General features: G+C 70.1%; 21 protein-coding genes and 1 tRNA gene. 13 read left to right on the top strand and 9 right to left on the bottom strand.

Going from position 1 to position 19,451, the window contains the following annotated elements:
- The first annotated feature begins 31 nt into the window (after positions 1 to 31).
- Together AC3WOE_RS23435 and AC3WOE_RS23440 are read left to right on the top strand one after the other, a co-directional pair.
- Positions 32 to 277 carry a hypothetical protein gene (locus tag AC3WOE_RS23435; protein WP_492693802.1) on the top strand — a complete coding sequence of 82 codons (246 nt, stop codon included), beginning with the start codon at positions 32 to 34 and terminating at the stop codon, positions 275 to 277.
- Positions 278 to 312: 35 nt separating this feature from the next.
- Positions 313 to 747, top strand: a complete 435-nt coding sequence (locus AC3WOE_RS23440; protein WP_492693803.1) for an Hsp20/alpha crystallin family protein — start codon at positions 313 to 315, stop codon at positions 745 to 747.
- Positions 748 to 808: 61 nt separating this feature from the next.
- Here AC3WOE_RS23440 and AC3WOE_RS23445 read toward each other — a convergent pair whose 3' ends face one another.
- Positions 809 to 1,120 (bottom strand): hypothetical protein, encoded by a 312-nt coding sequence (locus tag AC3WOE_RS23445; protein WP_492693804.1) that lies wholly within the window; start codon positions 1,118 to 1,120, stop codon positions 809 to 811.
- 163 nt (positions 1,121 to 1,283) lie between these two features.
- On the opposite strand from AC3WOE_RS23445, the gene AC3WOE_RS23450 reads away from it, so the two are divergent.
- Positions 1,284 to 1,811: a flavodoxin gene (locus AC3WOE_RS23450; protein ID WP_492693805.1), complete on the top strand. Its 528-nt coding sequence runs from the start codon at positions 1,284 to 1,286 to the stop codon at positions 1,809 to 1,811.
- Positions 1,812 to 2,045: 234 nt separating this feature from the next.
- Here the strand turns inward: AC3WOE_RS23450 and AC3WOE_RS23455 are convergent.
- Positions 2,046 to 2,135 (bottom strand) — tRNA-Ser (locus tag AC3WOE_RS23455).
- 31 nt (positions 2,136 to 2,166) lie between these two features.
- A complete protein-coding gene (locus AC3WOE_RS23460) occupies positions 2,167 to 2,991 on the bottom strand; it encodes a symmetrical bis(5'-nucleosyl)-tetraphosphatase (RefSeq protein WP_492693806.1) in 825 nt (274 codons plus the stop codon).
- 127 nt (positions 2,992 to 3,118) lie between these two features.
- Here AC3WOE_RS23460 and AC3WOE_RS23465 point away from each other — a divergent pair, with 127 nt between their 5' ends.
- The 3 genes from AC3WOE_RS23465 to AC3WOE_RS23475 all read left to right on the top strand — a co-directional run bounded on the left by AC3WOE_RS23465 (position 3,119) and on the right by AC3WOE_RS23475 (position 6,075).
- On the top strand, positions 3,119 to 4,426 hold the full coding sequence (locus AC3WOE_RS23465; RefSeq protein WP_492693807.1) for a hemolysin family protein: 1,308 nt from the start codon (positions 3,119 to 3,121) through the stop codon (positions 4,424 to 4,426).
- A complete protein-coding gene (locus AC3WOE_RS23470) occupies positions 4,423 to 5,157 on the top strand; it encodes a SapC family protein (protein ID WP_492693808.1) in 735 nt (244 codons plus the stop codon). Before AC3WOE_RS23465 ends, AC3WOE_RS23470 begins: the two co-directional genes overlap by 4 nt.
- Before the next feature lie 231 nt (positions 5,158 to 5,388).
- Entirely contained in the window at positions 5,389 to 6,075 is a 687-nt protein-coding gene (locus AC3WOE_RS23475; protein ID WP_492693809.1) for an N-acyl amino acid synthase FeeM domain-containing protein, read from the top strand.
- Here the strand turns inward: AC3WOE_RS23475 and AC3WOE_RS23480 are convergent.
- A complete protein-coding gene (locus tag AC3WOE_RS23480; RefSeq protein ID WP_492693810.1) occupies positions 6,018 to 6,512 on the bottom strand; it encodes a hypothetical protein in 495 nt (164 codons plus the stop codon). The genes AC3WOE_RS23475 and AC3WOE_RS23480 overlap by 58 nt on opposite strands.
- 58 nt (positions 6,513 to 6,570) lie before the next feature.
- On the bottom strand, positions 6,571 to 7,995 hold the full coding sequence (locus tag AC3WOE_RS23485; RefSeq protein ID WP_492693811.1) for a phospholipase D-like domain-containing protein: 1,425 nt from the start codon (positions 7,993 to 7,995) through the stop codon (positions 6,571 to 6,573).
- Between the two features lie 305 nt (positions 7,996 to 8,300).
- On the opposite strand from AC3WOE_RS23485, the gene AC3WOE_RS23490 reads away from it, so the two are divergent.
- From AC3WOE_RS23490 to AC3WOE_RS23500, 3 genes are all read left to right on the top strand, one after another.
- Positions 8,301 to 9,782 carry a sigma-54-dependent transcriptional regulator gene (locus AC3WOE_RS23490; RefSeq protein WP_492693812.1) on the top strand — a complete coding sequence of 494 codons (1,482 nt, stop codon included), beginning with the start codon at positions 8,301 to 8,303 and terminating at the stop codon, positions 9,780 to 9,782.
- Between the two features lie 64 nt (positions 9,783 to 9,846).
- A complete protein-coding gene (locus AC3WOE_RS23495) occupies positions 9,847 to 10,050 on the top strand; it encodes a hypothetical protein (RefSeq protein ID WP_492693813.1) in 204 nt (67 codons plus the stop codon).
- Entirely contained in the window at positions 10,017 to 10,520 is a 504-nt protein-coding gene (locus AC3WOE_RS23500) for a hypothetical protein (protein ID WP_492693814.1), read from the top strand. The genes AC3WOE_RS23495 and AC3WOE_RS23500 overlap by 34 nt, the downstream gene beginning before the upstream one ends.
- On the opposite strand, the gene AC3WOE_RS23505 is transcribed toward AC3WOE_RS23500, so the two are convergent.
- Complete coding sequence (locus AC3WOE_RS23505) at positions 10,513 to 11,787, bottom strand: glycosyltransferase (RefSeq protein ID WP_492693815.1); 1,275 nt, start codon at positions 11,785 to 11,787, stop codon at positions 10,513 to 10,515. The genes AC3WOE_RS23500 and AC3WOE_RS23505 overlap by 8 nt on opposite strands.
- Positions 11,788 to 11,840: 53 nt before the next feature.
- Between AC3WOE_RS23505 and AC3WOE_RS23510 the strand changes: the two genes are divergently transcribed.
- From AC3WOE_RS23510 to AC3WOE_RS23520, 3 genes are read left to right on the top strand one after another with little or no spacing between them, the layout of a single operon-like run.
- Positions 11,841 to 12,935: a DNA topoisomerase IB gene (locus tag AC3WOE_RS23510; protein WP_492693816.1), complete on the top strand. Its 1,095-nt coding sequence runs from the start codon at positions 11,841 to 11,843 to the stop codon at positions 12,933 to 12,935.
- A 6-nt stretch (positions 12,936 to 12,941) separates the two neighbouring features.
- On the top strand, positions 12,942 to 14,114 hold the full coding sequence (locus AC3WOE_RS23515) for a glycosyltransferase family 4 protein (RefSeq protein ID WP_492693817.1): 1,173 nt from the start codon (positions 12,942 to 12,944) through the stop codon (positions 14,112 to 14,114).
- Positions 14,114 to 15,226 carry a zinc-binding metallopeptidase family protein gene (locus AC3WOE_RS23520; RefSeq protein WP_492693818.1) on the top strand — a complete coding sequence of 371 codons (1,113 nt, stop codon included), beginning with the start codon at positions 14,114 to 14,116 and terminating at the stop codon, positions 15,224 to 15,226. The genes AC3WOE_RS23515 and AC3WOE_RS23520 overlap by 1 nt, the downstream gene beginning before the upstream one ends.
- A gap of 15 nt (positions 15,227 to 15,241) precedes the next feature.
- On the opposite strand, the gene AC3WOE_RS23525 is transcribed toward AC3WOE_RS23520, so the two are convergent.
- Positions 15,242 to 15,688 (bottom strand): response regulator, encoded by a 447-nt coding sequence (locus tag AC3WOE_RS23525; RefSeq protein WP_492693819.1) that lies wholly within the window; start codon positions 15,686 to 15,688, stop codon positions 15,242 to 15,244.
- A 105-nt stretch (positions 15,689 to 15,793) separates the two neighbouring features.
- On the opposite strand from AC3WOE_RS23525, the gene AC3WOE_RS23530 reads away from it, so the two are divergent.
- Positions 15,794 to 16,300: a hypothetical protein gene (locus AC3WOE_RS23530; RefSeq protein ID WP_492693820.1), complete on the top strand. Its 507-nt coding sequence runs from the start codon at positions 15,794 to 15,796 to the stop codon at positions 16,298 to 16,300.
- Positions 16,301 to 16,369: 69 nt separating this feature from the next.
- On the opposite strand, the gene AC3WOE_RS23535 is transcribed toward AC3WOE_RS23530, so the two are convergent.
- Positions 16,370 to 16,825, bottom strand: a complete 456-nt coding sequence (locus AC3WOE_RS23535; protein WP_492693821.1) for a PA2169 family four-helix-bundle protein — start codon at positions 16,823 to 16,825, stop codon at positions 16,370 to 16,372.
- A 91-nt stretch (positions 16,826 to 16,916) separates the two neighbouring features.
- Positions 16,917 to 19,169, bottom strand: a complete 2,253-nt coding sequence (locus AC3WOE_RS23540; RefSeq protein WP_492693822.1) for a hybrid sensor histidine kinase/response regulator — start codon at positions 19,167 to 19,169, stop codon at positions 16,917 to 16,919.
- Positions 19,170 to 19,451: the final 282 nt, after the last annotated feature.

The raw sequence follows: 19,451 nt of genomic DNA on the forward strand, positions 1-19,451 counted from the left end.
CGGCTGGGATTGGGCGTCTGCAGGCACGGCCATGCCTGCCGAAGCTCGCGTGGCCTCGGCAGGACCTATCGCGCCGGCGACGTCGAAATGCACGCCTTTGCGCGACGTCGACCTCGACACCGGGCGGGGCGAGTTCATCGTGCTGCTTGGCGCGTCGGGCAGTTGCGGCGGGCTCGCTTGCGGCCTGGCCGACGTCAAGGCCGGCCCCGGATGCCCGGTCTGCCCGAGTCGCGGCATGGTTGATCGGCGTCAATGCGCGCGCGATGAGGCTTCCTAGAGTTGGATGGCCCCCCAACCCAGAAAGGAACTGCCATGAGCGCATTGACTGCCTATGAACGCATGGACGATCTGCTGTCCGGCGCCTTTCCCGGCTTCTTCCGCGGCCCGCTCGCCCGCGACTGGCCGCAGGCCAGGACGCCCGTTGAGATGAAGCTGGACGTCAGCGAGACCGACCAGGCCTATGTCGTCAAAGCCCAGATCCCCGGAGCGAAGAAGGAGGACGTGAAGGTGAAGATCGACGGCAACTTCGTCTCCATCAGCGCGGAAGTGAAGGAGGAAAAGGAAGCCAGGGACGCCAAGGCGCGCATCCTGACGCGCGAGCTGTACTACGGCAGCCTGTCGCGCGGCTTCGCGCTGGAGCACGAAATCGACGAGAAGGAGGCGCAAGCCAGCTTCGAGCAGGGCGTGCTGTCGCTGACGCTGCCCAAGCGCGCGGAGGCCAAGGGCACCACGCTGAGGATCAGCTGAGCGGCCTGAAGCCGGGTGGACCCGCCGCAACTGGCCGGGCCCGCCCGCGTGGCGCCGCGCCCTAGGCCTGCGTCGCGTCGTGACGCATGGCGTCGGCCCAGACGTGGAGCCAGCCCGACCAGGCCTTTTGCCAGGCTGCCGGCCCGAGCGGCGCGACACCCTGCGCGGCATCGACCAGCGATTGGGCAGAGGGTGGCGGTGCGGTGGGATCGAGCCAGAACTGCATCAGGGCGGCCGTCTGCCGCTCCATCTCGCGCCACCACGCGGTCTGCGCGTCGAGCGAGCCGATCAACCAGCGGCTGTAGAGCAGCGAGCCATCGGCCCATGGTGCGATGGACGGGTGTGCTGGGCGCGAACCTGAGGGAATGGCCATGACGGTCCTCCAAGGGGGTTGAGGGACTCTAGGTCACCGGGCGCGACTTGCGTTGCGCGACATCAACCTGTTGCCACGGCGCACAGGCTGCCCGGCACGCCGGACGCGCAGTTCGTTTGCGCTGTGTCAAGGCGCATCCCTGCGCACTGCCTACGCTCAAGGCATGAGCAAGATCCTCGTCGTCACCTATTCCTTCACCGGCACGGGAACCCGGCTGGCGGAACTGCTCTGCCGGGCGCGCAACTGGGAATCGGCCGCGGTCGTCGAGCGGCGGCCACGCAAGGTGGCGGTGACGCTGCGCTGCGCGGTCGATTCCTTCTTCAGGCGCAAGCCGCCGATCATCTACAACGGCCCTGATCCGTCCGGCTTCGATCTGGTCGTGCTCGTCGCTCCGATCTGGCTGCGCCGGCTGGCGAGTCCGATGCGCAGCTTCGTCGCGACCTTCGGCCCGGGCTTGCGCCGCGTCGCGGTGATTTCCGTGATGGGGGGCCAGGGGGGCCAGAACGCTGGTGCGGAAGTCGGCGATCTGCTGAACCAGGCGCCCATCATGAGCACCACCTTCACCCAGCGCGATGTGGACGACGGCAGCTATGCGCCTCGACTGCTGGCGTTCGCTGGCGCGCTGGACGCGGCCGTCGAACTCAAGGGTGAGTTGCGGCCCTTCGTGTTGTCGCCCGAAACGGCGGGATGAGCCGTCATGCGTGTCGCGCTGTGGCTGTCGCTGTTGTCTGCAGCTGCCGGGCTGGCGTGGCTGATGTTCCGGCTCGTCATCATGCTGCTCACACGCGACTGAGACGTTCGCGATCCTGGCTGAGGACGCCTGCCGCACGCCAACAAGACCGCAGCTGACGGGCGACGAAGTCAAGACTTGCAGCCGTTGCTGGGCTGCCTCAAGTCGCGCCGGGCCGGAGCCACTTGAAGAAAGTGGCGGAAGCGGTGAGATTCGAACTCACGGAAGGCTCACACCTTCGACGGTTTTCAAGACCGTTGGATTAAACCACTCTCCCACGCTTCCTCAGGGGGAGCGGCATTCTACGGTGAGCCGCTCACGCGCCCGGCTTCTGCGCCTGCTCGCATGGCACCTGGATGATCTCGCGCGCCGCGCCGTCCACGCGTGCGGCCGTCAGCTGCCCGCCCCAGACACAGCCGGTGTCCAGTCCCAGCAGCCTCGGGCGGTCCAGCAGGCCCAGCGTCGACCAGTGGCCGAAGGCCATGGGCGTGTCGGCGGTCTTGCGGCCGGGCACGTCGAACCAGGGCATGAAGCCGTCGGGTGCGGCGCCGGCGCCGTCCTTGGTCTTGAAGTCCATTTCGCCGTTGGCCGTGCAAAAGCGCAGCCGCGTCAGCGCATTGACCGTGAAGCGCAGCCGCGCGGTGCCTTCGAGGTCGGGATCCCAGCGCGCCGGCTCGTTGCCGTACATGGCCTGCAGGAAGTCGGGCAGGGCGGGGCCGCGCAGCACGGCTTCGACGTCGGCGGCCAGGGCCAGCGTGTCGTCGCGGCTCCATTGCGGCACGACGCCGGCATGCACCATCAGCCAGCCGGCCTCGTAGACGGCCATGCGCTGGTGGCGCAGCCAGTCCATCAGCGCCTCGCGGTCGGGCGCGGCCAGGATGTCGTCCAGCGTGTCGCCCCGGTGCGGGCGGCGCACGCCGTGGTGGGCCGCCAGCAGATGCAGGTCGTGGTTGCCGAGCAGGCAGGTGGCGGTGGCGCCCAGGCCGACCAGGCGGCGCAGCGTCGTCAGCGACGACGGGCCGCGGTTGACGAGGTCGCCCAGCAGCCAGAGACGGTCGCGCGACGGGGAGAAGTCCAGACGTTGCAGCAACTGCTCCAGTGCATCGCAGCAGCCTTGCAGGTCGCCGATCAGGTAGTTCATGCCCGTGATTGTCCCGGCCCCAAAGCGAGGGATCGCACGCTGGGTTTGGTCATGGCCTTCTGATAGTCTCCCGGGCTTCGTTTTTGACCGCGCGCCACCAAGGGTTTTCCCGTGTCCGGCGCCTTCGATGGATACCGCTCTCGTTCTCTTTCTGATCCTGATCAACGGCTTGTTCGCCATGTCGGAGATGGCCTTGACCGCCAGTCGCAAGGCCCGGTTGCAGGTGATGGTGGAGAGCGGCGAGGGCGGTGCGCAGGCCGCGATGGACCTGCACGACAACCCCACCAGATTCCTGTCGACGGTGCAGATCGGCATCACCGGCATCGGCGTGCTGAACGGCATCGTCGGCGACGCCGCCTTCTCCGGCCCGCTGTCGCGCTGGCTGACCGAGACCTTCCACCTGAACCCGCATGCGACCGACATCGCCGCCACGGCCCTGGTCGTCGTCATCATCACGCTGCTGACCATCGTCTTCGGCGAGCTGGTGCCCAAGCGCATCGGCCAGATCTACCCCGAGACGGTGGCCCGCCTGGTCGCGCCGTCGATGAACTTCATCTCCGTCGCCGCGCGGCCGCTGGTGAAGTCCTTGAGCTTCATGACCGAGGCGACGCTGGGCCTGCTGGGCCTGCGCAACAAGGGCCAGCGGGGCGTGACGGAAGAGGAGATCGCAGCCAGCCTGGAAGAGGGCCTGGACGCCGGCGTCATCGAGGAGCACGAGCACCAGATGGTGCGCAATGTGTTCCGCCTGGACGAGCGCCAGATCGGCTCGATGATGATCCCGCGCGCCGAGATCGCCTGGCTGGATGCCGAGGCCACGCCGGCCGAAGTGCTGGCCGTGCTGCGCGAGCATGGCTTCAGCCGCTACCCGGTCTGCCGCGGCGGCCTGGGCGACGTGCTGGGCGTGGCCAATGCGCCGACGCTGCTGGCCCGCATGCTGGAAGGCCAGCCGCTGGACCTGGCGGCGGGCCTGGAGGCGCCGCTGTTCGTGCCCGAGACGCTGTCGGGCATGGAGCTGCTGGAACATTTCCGCGTCTCGGACGCGCCGCTGGTCTTCGTCGTCGATGAGTACGGCGAGGTGCAGGGCGTGATCGCCGTGCGCGACGTGCTGGAAGCCATTGCCGGGGAATTCAATGCCCCCAGCGATGGCGACGCCTGGGCGGTGCAGCGTGAGGACGGGAGTTGGCTGATCGACGGCCTGATCCCCGTGCCCGAGCTGAAGGACCGCCTGGCGCTGAAGGAACTGCCCGAAGAGGACCGTGGGCGCTACAACACCCTGGCCGGCATGATCATGCTGCTGCTGGGGCGCTTGCCGCGCACGACCGATGTCGTGGAGTGGGACGCGTGGAGATTCGAGGTCGTGGACCTCGATGGAAAGCGTGTGGACAAAGTGCTGGTCAGTCGTCTGGCCGATGAAACTGGAGAGAGAGAAACATGAGCAACCCCCCGATGTACGGCGAACTGCTGCCGCTGGATCGTGATGTCCACAAGAATCTGAAGCTGGACACCAACCAGTCGGTCGTGTCCCGCGTGGCCGACCAGAACTCGGTCTTCCTGGCTGCCGTCGAATTTGGCGACGCCTGCAAGGAATACCCGATCGTCTTCGTGCGCGCCGGCCAGCCCAGCCCCGATGGCAAGCAGGCCGTTGCGCCGCTGGCCGTGCTGGGCCTGAAGTCCGGCTCCAACCTGTTCGTCGAGGGCGACAAGTGGACGGGCAACTACGTGCCCGCCTATGTGCGCCGCTACCCCTTCGTGATGGCCCGCCTGGACGAGAGCTCCAACAACATGGCGGTCTGCTACGACACCCAGTGGGCGGCTTTCAACGAGACCACCGGCGAAGCCCTGTTCAAGGATGGCCAGCCGACCGAGTTCCTGATGAATGCCAAGGCCTTCCTGGAGAACTTCGAGCAGGAAACCGAGCGCACCCGCCTGATCTGCAACCTGCTGGTCGAGCTGGACCTGCTGCAGGACATGCGCTTCGAGGCCACGCTGACCAACGACGAGAAGCTCGACGTCGAGGGCTTCATGGCCCTGGACGAGAAGAAGTACGCCGAACTGCCCGACGACAAGGTGCTGCAACTGCATCGCAACGGCCTCATCGCCATGATCGAGATGCACCGCCTGTCGCTGACCAACATGAACCGCCTGGTGGGCAAGTACGCGTCCTGATCGCGGTTTTTCCACCCCGAGGCCACGCATTGCGTGGCCTTCTTATTGGGCGCTCCGCTGGAAATGGGCCCCCAACACACGTCAAACCTGACCTTGTCGCATGTCCCGGCGACGGGGTAAACCCGAAAAATCCACTCATTTAGATGTATCGGTCTGTGAGCTTCGATGAAATCGGGCAATTCAATCCCTAGACTCGCCCGCTCGGCGCGTTGGGCGTCAAGGATGCTGTTGATGATCCCTACCTTCGAAGAAAGCCGCCGCACGCCGCTGAACCCCAACGGCGGCCCGCCGCTGGAGCTGGACAGCGATTTCGGTTCGCTGGACGGGGACGCCTACGACCTGGTCGAGCGGCGCTACGGGGATCGCGGCCTGTCGATGTCCAAGGAGCGCTACAGCAGCCGCAACGAGGACGGCGACATCGTCTGCACCGCCCGCAATGGCGAGCAGATCGTCGGCACCCTGTCGGTGCGCTTCGACGGCGTGGGTGGCCTGCATGCCGACACCCTGTTCGGGCCGGAGCTGGCCGAGTGGCGCTCCGCCGGCGTCAAGCTCTGCGAGTTCGGCAGCCTGGCCGTCGACCGCCATTCCCACAACGCCAAGCGCGTGCTGGCCCAGGTCTTTCATCTCGGCTATCTGCATGCCCATCGCCGCGCCCGCTGCGAGCGCCTCATCATCGAGGTCAACCCGCGGCACGTGGCCTTCTACCGCCGCTACCTGGGCCTGCTGCCCTACACGACGGCCCGGCACAACCCGCGCGTGAACGCGCCGGCCGTGCTGATGAGCATCGATTTCGCGACGGTGCGCGAGCAGATCACGCTGTGGGGCGGCCGGCCCGAGCTGCTGACCCAGGCCCGCTGCCTCTACCCGTTGGCCTGGGACGAGGCCACCGAGGCCGCCATGCTCGCCAAACTGCCCTGAGCGGTCAGCAGGGTCCGGCCCGGCGCCATGCCGGCCATGTATTCCGCGGCCAGCGGCGCGGTGGCGAATTCCTCGCGCAGGCGCTGCAGCAGATCTTCCCGGTCCGGCGGCGGCGCACCGCAGGAGCAGCGTGCCGCGATGGCACGATCCAGCGCACCTTCCAGGCCGTTGCACTGCACCGAGAACGAGGTGTGGTGAGGCTGGCCATGGCGGTCGGTCCAGGTTGCGACCACGCGCAGCACCGGCCCGGTCGTGCGCGTCACCCATTCAAAGCGGATACCCGCCGTGCGGGTGCGGCTGCGCCGCATCAGGCGGCCCGTGCTGCTGCCGCCGGGGCGGCGCGCGTGATCCAGGCGCAGGTTGCCCAGGAGGCGTCCGGCAGCGGCCATGTCGGGAGCGCCGGCCATGGAGGAGGTGCCCATGGTGTCAATCGTCATTGCAAGACTCCGAGTTGCTGAATAAACCCGCCAACCCCCGGCAAACGGCGCGCCTGCCTCACAGCAGCGGCTCCATCAGGCGGGCAAAACCCTGCAGCAGGCGCTGGCCGAGGCCGCGTTGGGCCCACTGGGCGGGATCGATGCGCTGCGACACGGTGAGGTCGCGCGCGAACAGGGATTGCATCTGCTGGCCGAAGTCGTCGCCCAGCACGATGACGTCCATCTCGTGGTTGCCGACGATGCTGCGCCAGTCCAGGTTGCTGGAGCCGACGCTGGAATAGACGCCGTCCACGACCGCCGTCTTGGCGTGCATGACGACCCCGCCCATCTCGTAGACCTGCACGCCGGCCTCCAGCAGCTGGGCATAGCGCGAGCGCGCCGCGTGCAGCACCAGGGACACGTCGCTGCGGCCCGGCAGCACCAGGCTCACGGCGACGCCGCGCCGGGCCGCATCGCACAGGGCCTGGATGAGTTCGGAGCCGGGTGCGAAATAGGCCATGGTCAGCTGCACGCTGCGCTGGGCGGCGTCGATGGCGTGCAGCAGATGCGTGTAGCTGGGGTTGATGCCCTGGTCGGGGTTGCCGGCCACCAGCTTGATCACGCGCTGGCCGGGTGCGGCCGAGCGCGGCGGCGGCTCGGCCGCCAGCTGGCCCTGGCAACCCTGCTGCGCCCAGGAATCGCGGAACACCGCCGCCAGGGCCGACACGACGGGGCCGCGCAGCTCGATCTGGGTGTCGCGCCAGCCGCGCTTGTCGGCGTCCTCGGGCGGGCGCTGGCGGCGCGCACTGCCGAAGGAGCCCTCGGCGTAGACATTGCTGAGGTTGATGCCGCCGGTGAAGGCCACATCGCTGTCGGCGGCCAGCATCTTGCGGTGGTTGCGTTCCAGCACGCCCCAGTGGCCGGGCCTTTCCAGCGGGTTCAGCGGATTGAAGGCGCAGACCGCGACGCCGCCCTGGCGCAGACGCGCGAAGAAGGCGCCGTCGGTGCTTGCCGAGCCCAGGCTGTCGTACATCAGCGCGACGCTGACGCCCTCGGCGGCCTTGCGCAGCAGCAGCTCGCCCACCTCGGCCGCGACGCCCTCGTCCTCGACGATGTAGAACTCCACCAGGATGCGGTGGCGGGCGGCAGCAATGGCGGCCTTCATCGCCGTGAACGTGGCCGGCCCGTCGACCAGCAGCCGGGCGGTGTTGCCGCGCAGCAGCTGGGTGTCGCCCTTGGCGGCGAGCACGCCGAGATGGCGCTCGAACAGGGCGGCGTTGCCCTCGTCGCGCACGCGGGCCAGGTCACGCGCCTCGACGGCCTCGGGCACCGGGCCGTTGCTGCCCTGCAGCGTGACCCGCTGTGCCACCAGGCTGGGCGGCACCGGCTGGAGCTGCCGGTTCTGTTCCGGCAGCGTGCCGCAGGCCACCGTGCCGGCCGCGGCCAGCATCGTCGCGAGGGCGCGCACCCACCCGCCGCAGCGCGAACTGCGAGATGGCGTCATGAAGCCCTGGTCGATGCATCCATGCCGGTGCCAGGGCAAACGGTGTGCCTGGCCGGCGCGCTGGCCGCGGCGCGGGCAGACCCGGTAGAACTTGCCGCAATGCTGGCGACGCGTCGCGGCCCGCTCCTACAAGCGCCGACCCGGCAAACTGCATAACGTGGTGTTTGGGGGACGGAGCAGCCGGCATGCCTGCCGCGACGGACGGCGCCGCGGCCGGGCCGAAATCTTTACCGGGTGAAGCGAATCTGCCGACAATGAATCCCCGCAAAAGCTCGCTGTCCACGTAACAAAGCTGGAAGGAAACAATGCCGCATGCCCTGGTAGTGGACGACGACCACGATTCGGCCGCCTCGCTGCGTGAGCTGATCGCGGGCGAGCAGTTCACGGTGGCGGTTGCCCACAACCTGCGCGACGCCCGCCGGCAGATCTCCCTGCAGCAACCCGACATCCTGCTGCTGGACCTGCGCCTGCCCGATGGCAACGGCATGGACCTGTTGGCTGATCCCAGGCTGGTGGCCAATTCCGAGGTCGTGCTGTGCACCGGCCATGCCAGCCTGGAAACTTCGCTGCAGGCGCTGCGCCTGGGGGCTGCCGACTATCTCGTCAAGCCCGTCAACCTCAAGCAGCTGCAGGGCGTGCTGTCGCGGATCATGAAGCCCGCGGCCCTGCAGGCCGAGGTCGAGGACCTGACGGCCAATCTGGACGAGTCCGGTCACTTCGGGCACCTCTGGGGCCGCAGTGCGCCGATGAAGCGCATCTACGAGCAGATCTCGCGGGTAGCGGGCACCAGCGTGTCGGTCTTCATCACCGGCGAATCCGGCACCGGCAAGGAGGTCGTCGCGCAGACCGTGCATGACCTCAGCCGCCGCCGCAAGCGACCCTTCCTGGCCGTCAACTGCGGCGCCATCAGCCCCAATCTCATCGAAAGCGAGATCTTCGGCCACGAGAAGGGCAGCTTCACCGGCGCCGAGCGCCAGCACCAGGGCTTCTTCGAGCGTGCCAGCGGCGGCACGCTGTTCCTGGACGAGATCACCGAGATGCCATTGGAGCTGCAGGTCAAGCTGCTGCGCGTGCTGGAGACCGGGCGCTTCATGCGCGTGGGCAGCACGACGGCGCTGGAGACCGATGTGCGCATCGTCGCCGCCACCAACCGCCTGCCCTACCAGGCGGTGGCCTCCGGCAAACTGCGCGAAGACCTGCTCTACCGCCTCAACATCTTCCCCATCGCGCTGCCGCCGCTGCGCGACCGCGTCGCCGACATCCCGCTGCTGGCCAACCACTTCCTGGCCGCCATCAGCGAGCAGGAGGGCACGGTGAGGCGCTTCTCGCCCGAGGCCCTGGCCACGCTGGTGGGCTATCCCTGGCCGGGCAATGTCCGCGAGCTGCGCAATGTGGTGCAGCGCGCCTATGTGATGGCCCAGGGCGAGATCATCGACGAGACCTGGCTGCCCGGCAGTCCAGAAGCCGGGGCCGCTTCGTCATGGGGAAGCCTCGCGCCGCCGGAGCTGCCGGCCGCACCACCGGCCAGTGCCCCGCTGCCCGTGCCGCGGTCGGCCGAGAGCCAGGGCAGCGACGCCGACGTGCCCTTCGTCACCCTGCCCGTCGGCTCCAGCCTGGCCCAGGCCGAGCGCGCGTTGATGCTGGCGACGTTGCGCCATTTCAACCACCACAAGGAACGCACGGCCGCGGTGCTGGGCATCAGCCTGAAGACGCTCTACAACCGTCTGAAGGAATATGCCGCCGAAGGCAGCCCGTCGACGGACCACACGACGTCCCGCCAGGACTGAGCGGCGCCCGCGGGCGCGTCGATTGCCAGGGTCCAGTCCCGATCATCAAGACGAAGGACTGACCATGGGTCACGCCGATCTGGTCCACGACGCCGCCGACGCGGTCGTGCCGAGGCTGCGCGATGTTCGCTCGCGCGTCTCACAGGCTTGCGACCGCACCCTGGGCCAAGTGCGCGAGCAGCCGGTGCGCACGGCCGTCGCCGCCGCAGCGGTCGGTACGCTGGTGTTTGCGATATGGCATCTGCTGAGCTCGCGCAATTCCCGCTGATGGCCCAGGCCTCGGTGGCCAGGCTGCCGCTGCTGACCCGGTTGGCCGACTTCCAGCAAGCGCTGAACGAGCAGTTCGACAACTGCCGCCACGGCGCGCGTTACCGGCCAGGCCTGGCGTTGCAGAAACTGCGCTCCGGGATCGGGCTGTTGTGCCGGTTGCAGGAAGAGTTGCTGCATCCGGCGCTGTCGGCGTCGCGTGCCGAAGCGTGGCCGGCCCTGGGCCAGGCGATGGAATCGGTGGACTCGCTGCGCGACCTGGCGGCCCTGGGCAGCCGCACCGCCGACCCGCAGCAGCGCGCCCTCGTGGCCCTGCTGGAGGGGCTGGTCCAGCTGCACTTCGTCAGCCTGGACGAGTTGCTCGCCGAGGTTGACGTGGCAACCATGCCCTGGGCTGAACTGGCGATTGCGGCCCAAGCCCTGCTGCAGCCCTGGCTGGCGGACGTCGAAGAGCTGGTCGCCCTCAGCTAGGCGCGGCGCCGCATCCGGGCCTCAGCGTTGGTTGGCGTGCCAGGCGGCCGGTGGCCAGCGGCGGCAAAACCGGTGCGCGCGCCGGCTCGGGCGCCGCGACGGCGCTGCGGCCGAGCAGGGCCGCATAGCGTCGCGTCATCTGGGCCAGCACGCGCGGCCAGTCCTGGGCCTGGGCGCGAGCCAGGGCCGCGCGGCGCTGGATGGCGTTGTTGCCGCTCAGGCTGGCATCCATGGCCTCGGCCCAGGAGCCGGCGCGCGGGCGCTCCACCAGCAGGCCGGCGTCACGGGCCAGCTCGCCCAGGGCACCGGCGCTCGCGGCGACGACCGGCGTGCCGCAGGCCATGGCCTCGAGCACCCCCAGGCCAAAGGTCTCCTGATCGCCGGCGTGCACATAGGCATCGCAGCTCGCCACCATGCGCGCGAGCTGCTGGCAGTCGGGCTCGGTGGGCAGCACGCGCACCTGCTCGCCCACCGGCGGCGCCGGCCCGTCGCCGACGGCCAGCAGCGCATGGCCGCGGCCCAGCAGGCCGACGGCATCGGCCAGCAGCTGCAGGTTTTTCTCCAGCGCGAAGCGGCCGGTGTAGACGAGCAAGCGCGTGTCCGGCGCCAGGCCCTGGTCGCGGCAGAACTGGGCCCGCCAGGCTGCATCCCGGGCGCAGGGCGTGAAGACCGAGCAGTCCACGCCCAGGGGCTGGACGGTCACGCGGGGCACGCCCCAGGCCTGCAGGCTCTGGGCCATGCCGGTGCTGGGCGCCATGACGAGATCGAAATGCCGATAGAGCCCGACAAGGTAGCGGCGGGCCCAGCGTTGCGCGGTGCGACCCAGCCGCGGGTGGCCGGGGCCGGCGGCCAGGCGCGCCATCAGCTCGGGCAGGTTGCTGTGGCAGAAGGCCACGGCGGGCACCTGCAGGCGTTCGGCAGCGGTCAGTGAAGCCCAGGCCAGCACATAGGGGTCGGCCGACTCGATGAGGTCGGGCGCGACGAATTCCATCTGCCGCAGCGCGCGGCTTCGGCCCATCACCATGCGATAGCCACCGCTGCGCGGCAGCGGCAGGCCGCCGCAGTCCAGCAGGCCCGGGCCTTCGGCGCCGGGAGCGATGATGGTGTGGCGCCAGCCCAGCGAGCGCAGCCTGTCGTGCTTGGCCGTCAGCACGCGCCGCACGCCGCCTGTCGGGGTCCAGAACATCGACACATCCAGCAGATGGTGGCCCGCGCCAGCAGGCGCTTGCTGGATCTGCCGCTCGGGCTCGGCGTGATTCAGATGCATGGCGCCGCCATGGCAATTGGCATGCCTGGCACGCCGCCTGCCCGGGGGCCGGCATGCCCACCCGCCCCGAACTCCGCGCGGCCCGCAGCGCCGGCCTGCGCTGGCTCAACGATGCTGGCCCCGGTATCGCTCGCGAGGCGATCCCCGGCGGCTTTCGCTACCGTGACGCGCAAGGGCGCCTGGTTCGCGACGCCGACACGCTGGCCCGCATCCGCCAGCTGGCCATCCCGCCGGCCTGGCAGCGGGTCTGGATCAGCCCGCATGCCGACAGCCATCTGCAGGTCACCGGGCGCGACGCGCGCGGGCGCAAGCAGTACCGTTATCACGCCGGCTGGATGGCCGGACGCGGCCAGACCAAGTTCGACGGCCTGCTGCGCTTCGGCGCCGTGCTGCCGCGGCTGCGCCGGCGGGTGCAGCGCGCGCTGGCCGGTGTGGGCGAGCCCACGCGCGAGCGCGTGCTGGCCACGCTGGTGCGCCTGCTGGACACCACCTGGCTGCGCATCGGCAACGGCAGCTATGCGCGCGAGAACGGCTCCTACGGCCTGTCGACGCTGCGCAACCGCCATGCCGGCGTCCAGGGCGACGCGATCCAGCTGTCCTTCGTCGGCAAGAGCGGCGTGCGCCATTCGGTCAGCGTGCGCGACCGCCGCGTCGCCCGCATCGTGCGCCGCTGCCGCGAACTGCCGGGCCAGGAACTGTTCCGTTATGTCGACGAGCAGGGCGAGAGCCATGCGCTGGATTCGGCCGACGTCAATGCCTGGCTGGCCGAAGCCGCCGGCCTGCGCGTGACGGCCAAGGACTTCCGCACCTGGCACGGCAGCGTGCTGGCCTTGCAGTTGACGCTGCAGGCCTGTGCCGAGGGGGCCGAGCCCTGCCGACCGCAGCAGGTGCTGGCCCGCGTGGCCCAGCGCCTGGGCAACACGCCGGCGGTTTGCCGCAAGGCCTACATCCACCCGCGCGTGCTGGCCCTGGGCGAATCCCTCGGCGACGAAACCGGCCGTGTCGCCTTGCGCAGCCAGGCCTGGACGAGGCCCGGCGCCCGGGCCGGCCTGAGCGCCGCCGAGCGCCAGCTGATGGCCCTGCTGCGCTCGCGAGCGGCGCGGGCATCCCATTTGCCAACGGGACCGGGCTGCAACCCGCCGGAGTGAAGCCTCGTGCGTATCGCCTTTGTGACCGAAACCTTTCCGCCCGAGATCAACGTTGTCTCCCTGACGTCGGAGCGGGCGCTGCGGCATCTGCGCGAGGCCGGGCACGCAGTGCAGCTGACCCGCCCGCGCCAGCCGGGTGAGGCGGCGCGTCGCGACGAGTCGGAATGGCGCTGCGGCGGCGGCCCCCTCCCGATGCACCCCGGGCTGCGCTATGGCTGGGCCGCGCCGGCCGCGCTGCGCGCGCTGTGGCATGAGCTGGGCAGTCCGCCCGAGCTGGTGCACGTGACCACGCCGGGGCCGCTGGGCTGGGCCGCGCTGCGCGCCGCGCGTTCCGAGGGCATTGCCTGCAGCGCCGACTTCCGTACCAATTTCCATGCCTTCTGCGAGCACCATGGCCTGGGCTGGTTGAGGCCGGTCGTGCTGGGCTATCTCAAGCGCCTGCACGGCATGGCCGATCTCAACTTCGTTTCCACCGCGGAGCTGCGGCGCGAGCTTGCGGCCCATGGCTTTGATCGCCTGGAGGTGCTGGACCGGGGCGTGGACGCCAGGCGCTTCTCGCCGGAGCGCCGTGACGCCAGGCTGCGCCGCGACTGGCGCGTCGGCAACGAGCACCGCGTCATGCTCTACGTCGGCCGGCTGGCGCCGGAGAAGAATGCCGGCCTGGCCTTGCAGACCTTCGAGCGCCTGAGCGCGCGGCGCCCGGGCCTGCGCATGGTGGTCGTCGGCGACGGGCCGTTGCGCGCGCGTCTGGAGCAGGCCCACCCGACGGCCCGCTTCGTCGGCATGCAGACCGGCGTCGCGCTGGCCCGCCACTACGCCAGCGCCGACATCTTCCTCTTCCCCAGCCAGACCGAGACCTTCGGCAATGTGACGCTGGAGGCCCTGGCCAGCGGCCTGGCGGTGGCGGCCTTCGACACCGGCGCCGCCGCCCAGCATGTGCGCGACGGCATCAGCGGCTGCCTGGCCCAGCCCTGCGAGGGCCTGGACGTGGCGGACGCCTTTCTCGATGCCGCGACGCGTGCCCTCGATGCCAGCGCGCCGGACGGCCTGCTGCGCATGGAGGCGCGGCTGGCGGCCACCCGGGCCGACTGGGCCGGCGTGCAGCGTCGCTTCGAGCAGATGCTGATGCAGCTGGCCGCCGCAGAGCAGGCACTGCCGCGCCACATCGCCCTGGCTTGATGCTGCCAGTCGCTGCCACGCTTCGCGCCCTGCCGCCACCGACCACACCGCGCGCCTTCAGCTGCGCCTGTGGGCGGCCGGTGTTCTTCGGCAACAGCGCCTGCCTGGCCTGCCGGCGGCCGCTGGGCTATGCCGCCGTACGCGGCGCGCTGCTGGCCCTCGAGCCCGTGCGGGGCGGCAGCTGGCGCGAAGCTGGCGTGCCGGTGCGCCGCGCGCCGCGTTATGCACGTTGCGCCAATCTCGGCAGCGCTGCTGCCTGCAACTGGCTGCTCGATGCCGCCGAGACGGAGGCCGGCTTCACGCTGTGCCGCTGCTGCCGGCTGACGCGCACCTTGCCCGACCTGTCGGTGCCCGGCGCGGGGCTGTGGTGGTGCCGCATCGAGGCAGCCAAGCGCCGCCTGGTGTCGTCGCTGATCGGGTTGAAGCTGCCGGTCGCCGCCAAGGCCGAAGACGCTCACGGTCTGGCCTTCGACCTGCTGCTGGCACCGCCCGAAGGACCACCCGTCATCACCGGCCACGTCGACGGTGTCATCACGCTGGATGCCTCCGAAGCCGACGACGCCCGCCGCGAGGCGCGGCGTCATGAGCTGGGTGAGCCCTATCGCACGCTGCTGGGCCATCTGCGCCACGAGACGGGCCATCACTACTGGCAGCGCCTCGTCGAGCCCGGTCCCTGGCTGCAGCCGTTTCGCGAGCTGTTCGGCGACGAGCGCCAGGACTACGCACAGGCGCTCGCCAACCACTACGCCCAGGGTGTGCCGGCCGATTGGGGGCAGCGCTTCGTCAGCGCCTATGCCAGCGCCCATCCCTGGGAGGATTGGGCCGAGACCTGGGCCCACTATCTGCACCTCGTCGACACGCTGGACACGGCGCGCAGCTTCGGCCTGGACGGCGAGCGGGTGGAGCTGAGCTATGAGCGCTTCGCGGCCGAGCTGCTGGCCGATGCAGACGACTTCCTGCCCCTCATCAACAGCTGGATGGAATTGACGGGCGTGCTCAACGAGCTGTCGCGCAGCATGGGCGTGGCGGACTTCTATCCCTTCGTGCTGTCGGCGCCGGCGGTGCGCAAGCTGCACCTGGTGCACCGCATCGTGGAGAGCGCCAGAGCCTGAGCCCGGGCGCTTGCCTCAGCGCCAGACGGGTGCCAGCACTGCCGGCATCTGGCGCAGGCGCAGCTCGGGCAACTGCGGCGGCGGGGCGGGAAGGGTGCCTACGCGCTCGTCCAGGCGGGCCAGGACTTCGTCGACATTCAGCGGCTTGGACCAGAGCTCGCAAAAGCCCCAGTCCTCGACGGGAAAGTTGACGTCCGCGGTCACGGCCACGGCCGGCACCGACTCGCAGCCGGGCAGCGCACGCAGCAGGCCGAGCAGGCGGCTGCCGTGGCAGTCGGGCAGGCCCAGATCGAGCAGCAGCAGCGCGGGGTGCAGGCCGGCAGCCATGCACAGGGCCTCTTCGCCCGTCGTGGCGATGAGGAGTTCGAGTTCGGGGCGTCGTTCGAGGATGGCGGCCATCAGCAGCGCGTTGACCGGATGGTCCTCGACATAGAGAACGGGTCGGCGGGCTGGGGTGAACATGAATGCTCCGGATGTCATGGGCCAGCTGACGGGGCAATCCGCGTACCCGCCGCCTTGGGCACCGCCCTTGCCTGCTTAGGGTTCCCAGCGCAACAAGGTCAGCCCATGCCCACCACCCCCCGCGACGCACCGCGCAGCTTTGGCGTCTTCAAGCCGGTCGGCCACGTCGTCATCTCGTTCCCCGAGGCCGGCCAGGCCGCGCGCGCCGGACAGGCCATGGCCGAGCTGGGCCTGTCCGACGGCGCGGTGCGTCACTACAGCGACCGCGAGATGCTCAGGCAGATCGACGAGGACGTCGCCCATGCCAGCCCCATCGCCTCGGTGGGCCAGGAGATGAACCTCGTGCTCGCCCACCGGGCCCTGGCCGAAAAGGGCTACCACTGGCTGATCGTCCAGGTGGCCAACGACGACCAGGCGACCTGCGTCGCACGGGCGGCGCAGGGCTGTGGCGCGGAGCGCGCCCAGCACTATGGCCACTTCATCATCGAGGAGCTCATCGAGCGCCCCGGCGGCATGGCCCAGGTGGCCGAGTCGCCCGACCGCGGCCTGGACGCCCAGACGCCTTCCGGCAAGGAAACCGAGGCGGCGTCCTTGAAGAAGGGCTTGCAGTAAGCCGCACCGGCAAGGCCTGCGGCTTCTGCCTGCCCAGCCCCGGCCGAAGCCGGGGCCGTGCGGCCACGCTCAGAGCGCGGCGGCGCGGGCCTGGTCGCGCAGCGTGCGCACCTGCAGGTGGTTGCGCTTCACGCCTTCGAACTGGCGCTCCACCACCAGGCGGATGTCGGGCGGCAGGGCCTGGTCGAGGGCTTCGCGATAAGCCTTCAGCGCACTGTCTTCACCGCGCTCGGTTTCCTCGAGGATGGCCTTGTCGGTATAGCCGGCCAGCGTGCCCTTCACGGCCACCCAGCCGCGGTGCATGGCACCGGCCGCCGTACCGCTGTCCTCGGCCTTGCCACCCAGGCGCACGACCAGGGACTGCAGGTCGGCGGCAGCCTGGCGGCATTCTTCGGCACGGCGCTCGAAGGACTGCTTGATGGCGGGATCCTTCAGGTATTCGGCCGAGGCGTGGAAGCCGTACTCGCCGTCCTTGGAGGTCTCGATGAGATCGTTCAGCGTGTCGATGATGTCGTCGTTGCTCATGGCATGTCCTTTCGCGTTTCGATGAAGGCGCGCGGCGAACCCGGCCGCCACGCGTCCTGGTCGGCATGGGGCATTTCGCGTGCCCGAGCCGTCAGCGCTTGTGACCGGCGAAGGGCGGGCGGGAGACGCGGGCCGCCGTGACGACCGCCTGCAGCGTGGCCAGCAGTTCGGCCGGCGCACAGGGCTTGCGCAGCGTGATGAACTCACCCTCGCCGACGGCCGTGTTGTTGAAGCCGGTGATCAGCACCACCGGCAGGCGCGGGCGCTGCTCGCGCAGGCGGCGTGCCAGTGCGACGCCGTCCATGGCGCCGGGCATGACGACGTCGCTGAGCACCACGTCGGCCTCGGCACCGCCGTCCAGCAGGCGCAGGGCTGCATCCGCATGGCCCGCGCGCAGCACGCGGGCGCCGTGGGCCATCAACAAGGCGGTGGTCACGTCGCCCAGCGACTCGTCGTCCTCGACCAGCAGCACCGCGCTGCCGGCAATGCTCTGCTGGGCCACGTCGCCGGCGCCGGGCGTCTGCGGCTCCTGCGCACCTGCCGCCACCGGCAGCAGCAGGGAGACTGTCGTGCCCAGGCCCGGCGTGCTGGCGAGGCGGGCGGTGCCGCCGGCCTGCGTCGCGAAGCCATGGACCTGGCTCAGGCCGAGGCCACTGCCCTGGCCCACGCCCTTGGTCGTGAAAAACGGTTCGAAGGCATGCTCGACCAGGGACGGGTCCAGGCCCATGCCGTCGTCGCCGACCGTCAGCAGCACGTAGTCGCCCGGGGCGAGATCCTCCTTGTCGGCGGCTTCGGCGTTGCAGGCCCTGAGCCTGAGCTCGCCGCCGGCGGGCATGGCGTCATGGGCGTTCAGGGCGAGGTTGACGAGGGCGAGGTCGAGCTCGTTGACATCCACGCGCACCGGCCGGACATCGGCGGCCACCTGCACATGGATCTCGATGCGCCGGCCGAGCACGCTGCGCATCAACTCCTGCACCTCGGGCAGGTAGCGGGCCATCGACAGGGTCTGCACCCGCACCGGCCGCTTGCCGGCGAAGCGCAGCAGATGCTGGGTCAGCTGGCTGCCCTTGTCGACCGAGCGCTGCGTGGCGCTCAAGGGCCCCTGCAGTTCGGCGGCGCTGGGATGGCGCTGCATCAGGTGCATGCTGTTGCTGATGACGCCCAGCAGGTTGTTGAACTCATGGGCCACGCCGCCGGTGAGCCGGCCGAGGGCGACGACGCGCTGGCTCTGCGCGCCGCGCTGCTCGGCCTGCCGGGTCCGCTCCACGGCCTCGGCGACGCTGCGCTCCAGGTCGGCGCGGGCACTGGCCATGCTGTGGCCGGCGGAGACCAGGGCGCTGGCCACGTCGTCGGCCTCGGCCATGCCGGTGGGCTCCGCTTTCACGGGGCGGCCCGTCTGCAGGTCTTCGGCGAGGCTCTTGAGGGAGCGGACCGGCCGTTCGATGCGCCGTGACACCCAGATGGCACCGGCCATGGCCAGCGCCAGCAGCACCAGGGCACCCACTGCCACGCGCTGCACGGCCTGGGGCATGCGGCCGGCGTACTCGTCGCGCGGCATGGCGCTGACATAGCTCCAGCCCAGCGGCGAGGTGCTGAAGTAGCCGGCGGTGGCGACGCCGTCGAGCGAGACCGACTGGAAGGCGCCCTCGCGTTCCGCGGCCATGCGCTCGCGCAGATCGGCACTGCCCGTGCGGCCGACAAAGGACGCGCCGCCGGGCAGGCGCGCCACGAGACGACCGCTGCTGTCCATGACCGTGCCTATCCAGCCCGGGTGCGGTGCCTGGGCCTGCACGAGGCGCTGCAGTTCGGAAGGGCGCACGGTGATGACGAGGTTGTAGAGCAGCTTGCCGTTGCGCATCACCGGCTCCACCCAGGCGGCGTGCAGGTCCTCGGGCCCGCCGGGCGGGACGGCCGTGGCGGGCTGCAGAGGCAGCATGACCGGGGTGGCGCTCAAGGTGGCCGGGCCGGGCCCTTCGGCGCTGCCGCCTTCGGGCAGGCGGGTGCTCAGCAACAGGCGGCCGGGCGCACGGAGTTCGACCCAGCCGTCCAGGCCTTGCAGGGCGCGCCGCGCCAGACGCTCAAAGCCCAGGCGGGTTTCGGGATTGATGAACTGCGGACTGTCCAGCGCCGGTGACTGGGCCAGCACATGGGCGATCGCGGCGCGGCGCGTCAGCTCGCCGTCGACCAGCATGGACAGGGCCCGCGCGGTGTCACGCAGATTGCGTTCGTGGGCGTCCCGTTCGGCCTCGTAGGTGCTGGCGATGAGCCAGGCGACGCCCAGCATGCCAGGGAGGAGGACCGACAGCACGAGCAACAGCAGGCGGGAGCGGATGGTGACCGGCATGGCGTTTTCAGGGTGCGCAGGGCGGGGCCGATCGCGAGGACGCAACCATAGCGCCATGACCCGGCCCCGGCCATGGAATTTGCCAGCGCGTTCCTGGCAAACGGCGTGCCCGACGCCCGGGCAAGCCATGTCCTGGCAGCGCCTGGCAACCCCGCCGGCGACGGCAGGGATTACCGAAATTGCGGCTGGGCCGCGGAGGGATCGGTAAAACCTGCAAGTCGCCCGGCCCGCTCGCGGCCCCACGATGCGGAACCGGTGGCGCAAACCCTTGGCACGCAAGGA

Source organism: Roseateles sp. FW305-36 (assembly GCF_058787015.1).

What these genes read in the sequence shown, in the direction of transcription:
- AC3WOE_RS23475 (WP_492693809.1), top strand. Translation starts at nt 5,389, where the DNA reads ATGATCCCTACCTTCGAAGAAAGCCGCCGCACGCCGCTGAACCCCAAC.
- AC3WOE_RS23485 (WP_492693811.1), bottom strand. Translation starts at nt 7,995, where the DNA reads ATGACGCCATCTCGCAGTTCGCGCTGCGGCGGGTGGGTGCGCGCCCTC.
- AC3WOE_RS23440 (WP_492693803.1), top strand. Translation starts at nt 313, where the DNA reads ATGAGCGCATTGACTGCCTATGAACGCATGGACGATCTGCTGTCCGGC.
- AC3WOE_RS23460 (WP_492693806.1), bottom strand. Translation starts at nt 2,991, where the DNA reads ATGAACTACCTGATCGGCGACCTGCAAGGCTGCTGCGATGCACTGGAG.
- AC3WOE_RS23505 (WP_492693815.1), bottom strand. Translation starts at nt 11,787, where the DNA reads ATGCATCTGAATCACGCCGAGCCCGAGCGGCAGATCCAGCAAGCGCCT.
- AC3WOE_RS23535 (WP_492693821.1), bottom strand. Translation starts at nt 16,825, where the DNA reads ATGAGCAACGACGACATCATCGACACGCTGAACGATCTCATCGAGACC.
- AC3WOE_RS23470 (WP_492693808.1), top strand. Translation starts at nt 4,423, where the DNA reads ATGAGCAACCCCCCGATGTACGGCGAACTGCTGCCGCTGGATCGTGAT.
- AC3WOE_RS23445 (WP_492693804.1), bottom strand. Translation starts at nt 1,120, where the DNA reads ATGGCCATTCCCTCAGGTTCGCGCCCAGCACACCCGTCCATCGCACCA.
- AC3WOE_RS23530 (WP_492693820.1), top strand. Translation starts at nt 15,794, where the DNA reads ATGCCCACCACCCCCCGCGACGCACCGCGCAGCTTTGGCGTCTTCAAG.
- AC3WOE_RS23435 (WP_492693802.1), top strand. Translation starts at nt 32, where the DNA reads ATGCCTGCCGAAGCTCGCGTGGCCTCGGCAGGACCTATCGCGCCGGCG.
- AC3WOE_RS23480 (WP_492693810.1), bottom strand. Translation starts at nt 6,512, where the DNA reads ATGACGATTGACACCATGGGCACCTCCTCCATGGCCGGCGCTCCCGAC.
- AC3WOE_RS23520 (WP_492693818.1), top strand. Translation starts at nt 14,114, where the DNA reads ATGCTGCCAGTCGCTGCCACGCTTCGCGCCCTGCCGCCACCGACCACA.
- AC3WOE_RS23525 (WP_492693819.1), bottom strand. Translation starts at nt 15,688, where the DNA reads ATGTTCACCCCAGCCCGCCGACCCGTTCTCTATGTCGAGGACCATCCG.
- AC3WOE_RS23450 (WP_492693805.1), top strand. Translation starts at nt 1,284, where the DNA reads ATGAGCAAGATCCTCGTCGTCACCTATTCCTTCACCGGCACGGGAACC.
- AC3WOE_RS23490 (WP_492693812.1), top strand. Translation starts at nt 8,301, where the DNA reads ATGCCGCATGCCCTGGTAGTGGACGACGACCACGATTCGGCCGCCTCG.
- AC3WOE_RS23495 (WP_492693813.1), top strand. Translation starts at nt 9,847, where the DNA reads ATGGGTCACGCCGATCTGGTCCACGACGCCGCCGACGCGGTCGTGCCG.
- AC3WOE_RS23465 (WP_492693807.1), top strand. Translation starts at nt 3,119, where the DNA reads ATGGATACCGCTCTCGTTCTCTTTCTGATCCTGATCAACGGCTTGTTC.
- AC3WOE_RS23500 (WP_492693814.1), top strand. Translation starts at nt 10,017, where the DNA reads ATGGCATCTGCTGAGCTCGCGCAATTCCCGCTGATGGCCCAGGCCTCG.
- AC3WOE_RS23510 (WP_492693816.1), top strand. Translation starts at nt 11,841, where the DNA reads ATGCCCACCCGCCCCGAACTCCGCGCGGCCCGCAGCGCCGGCCTGCGC.
- AC3WOE_RS23540 (WP_492693822.1), bottom strand. Translation starts at nt 19,169, where the DNA reads ATGCCGGTCACCATCCGCTCCCGCCTGCTGTTGCTCGTGCTGTCGGTC.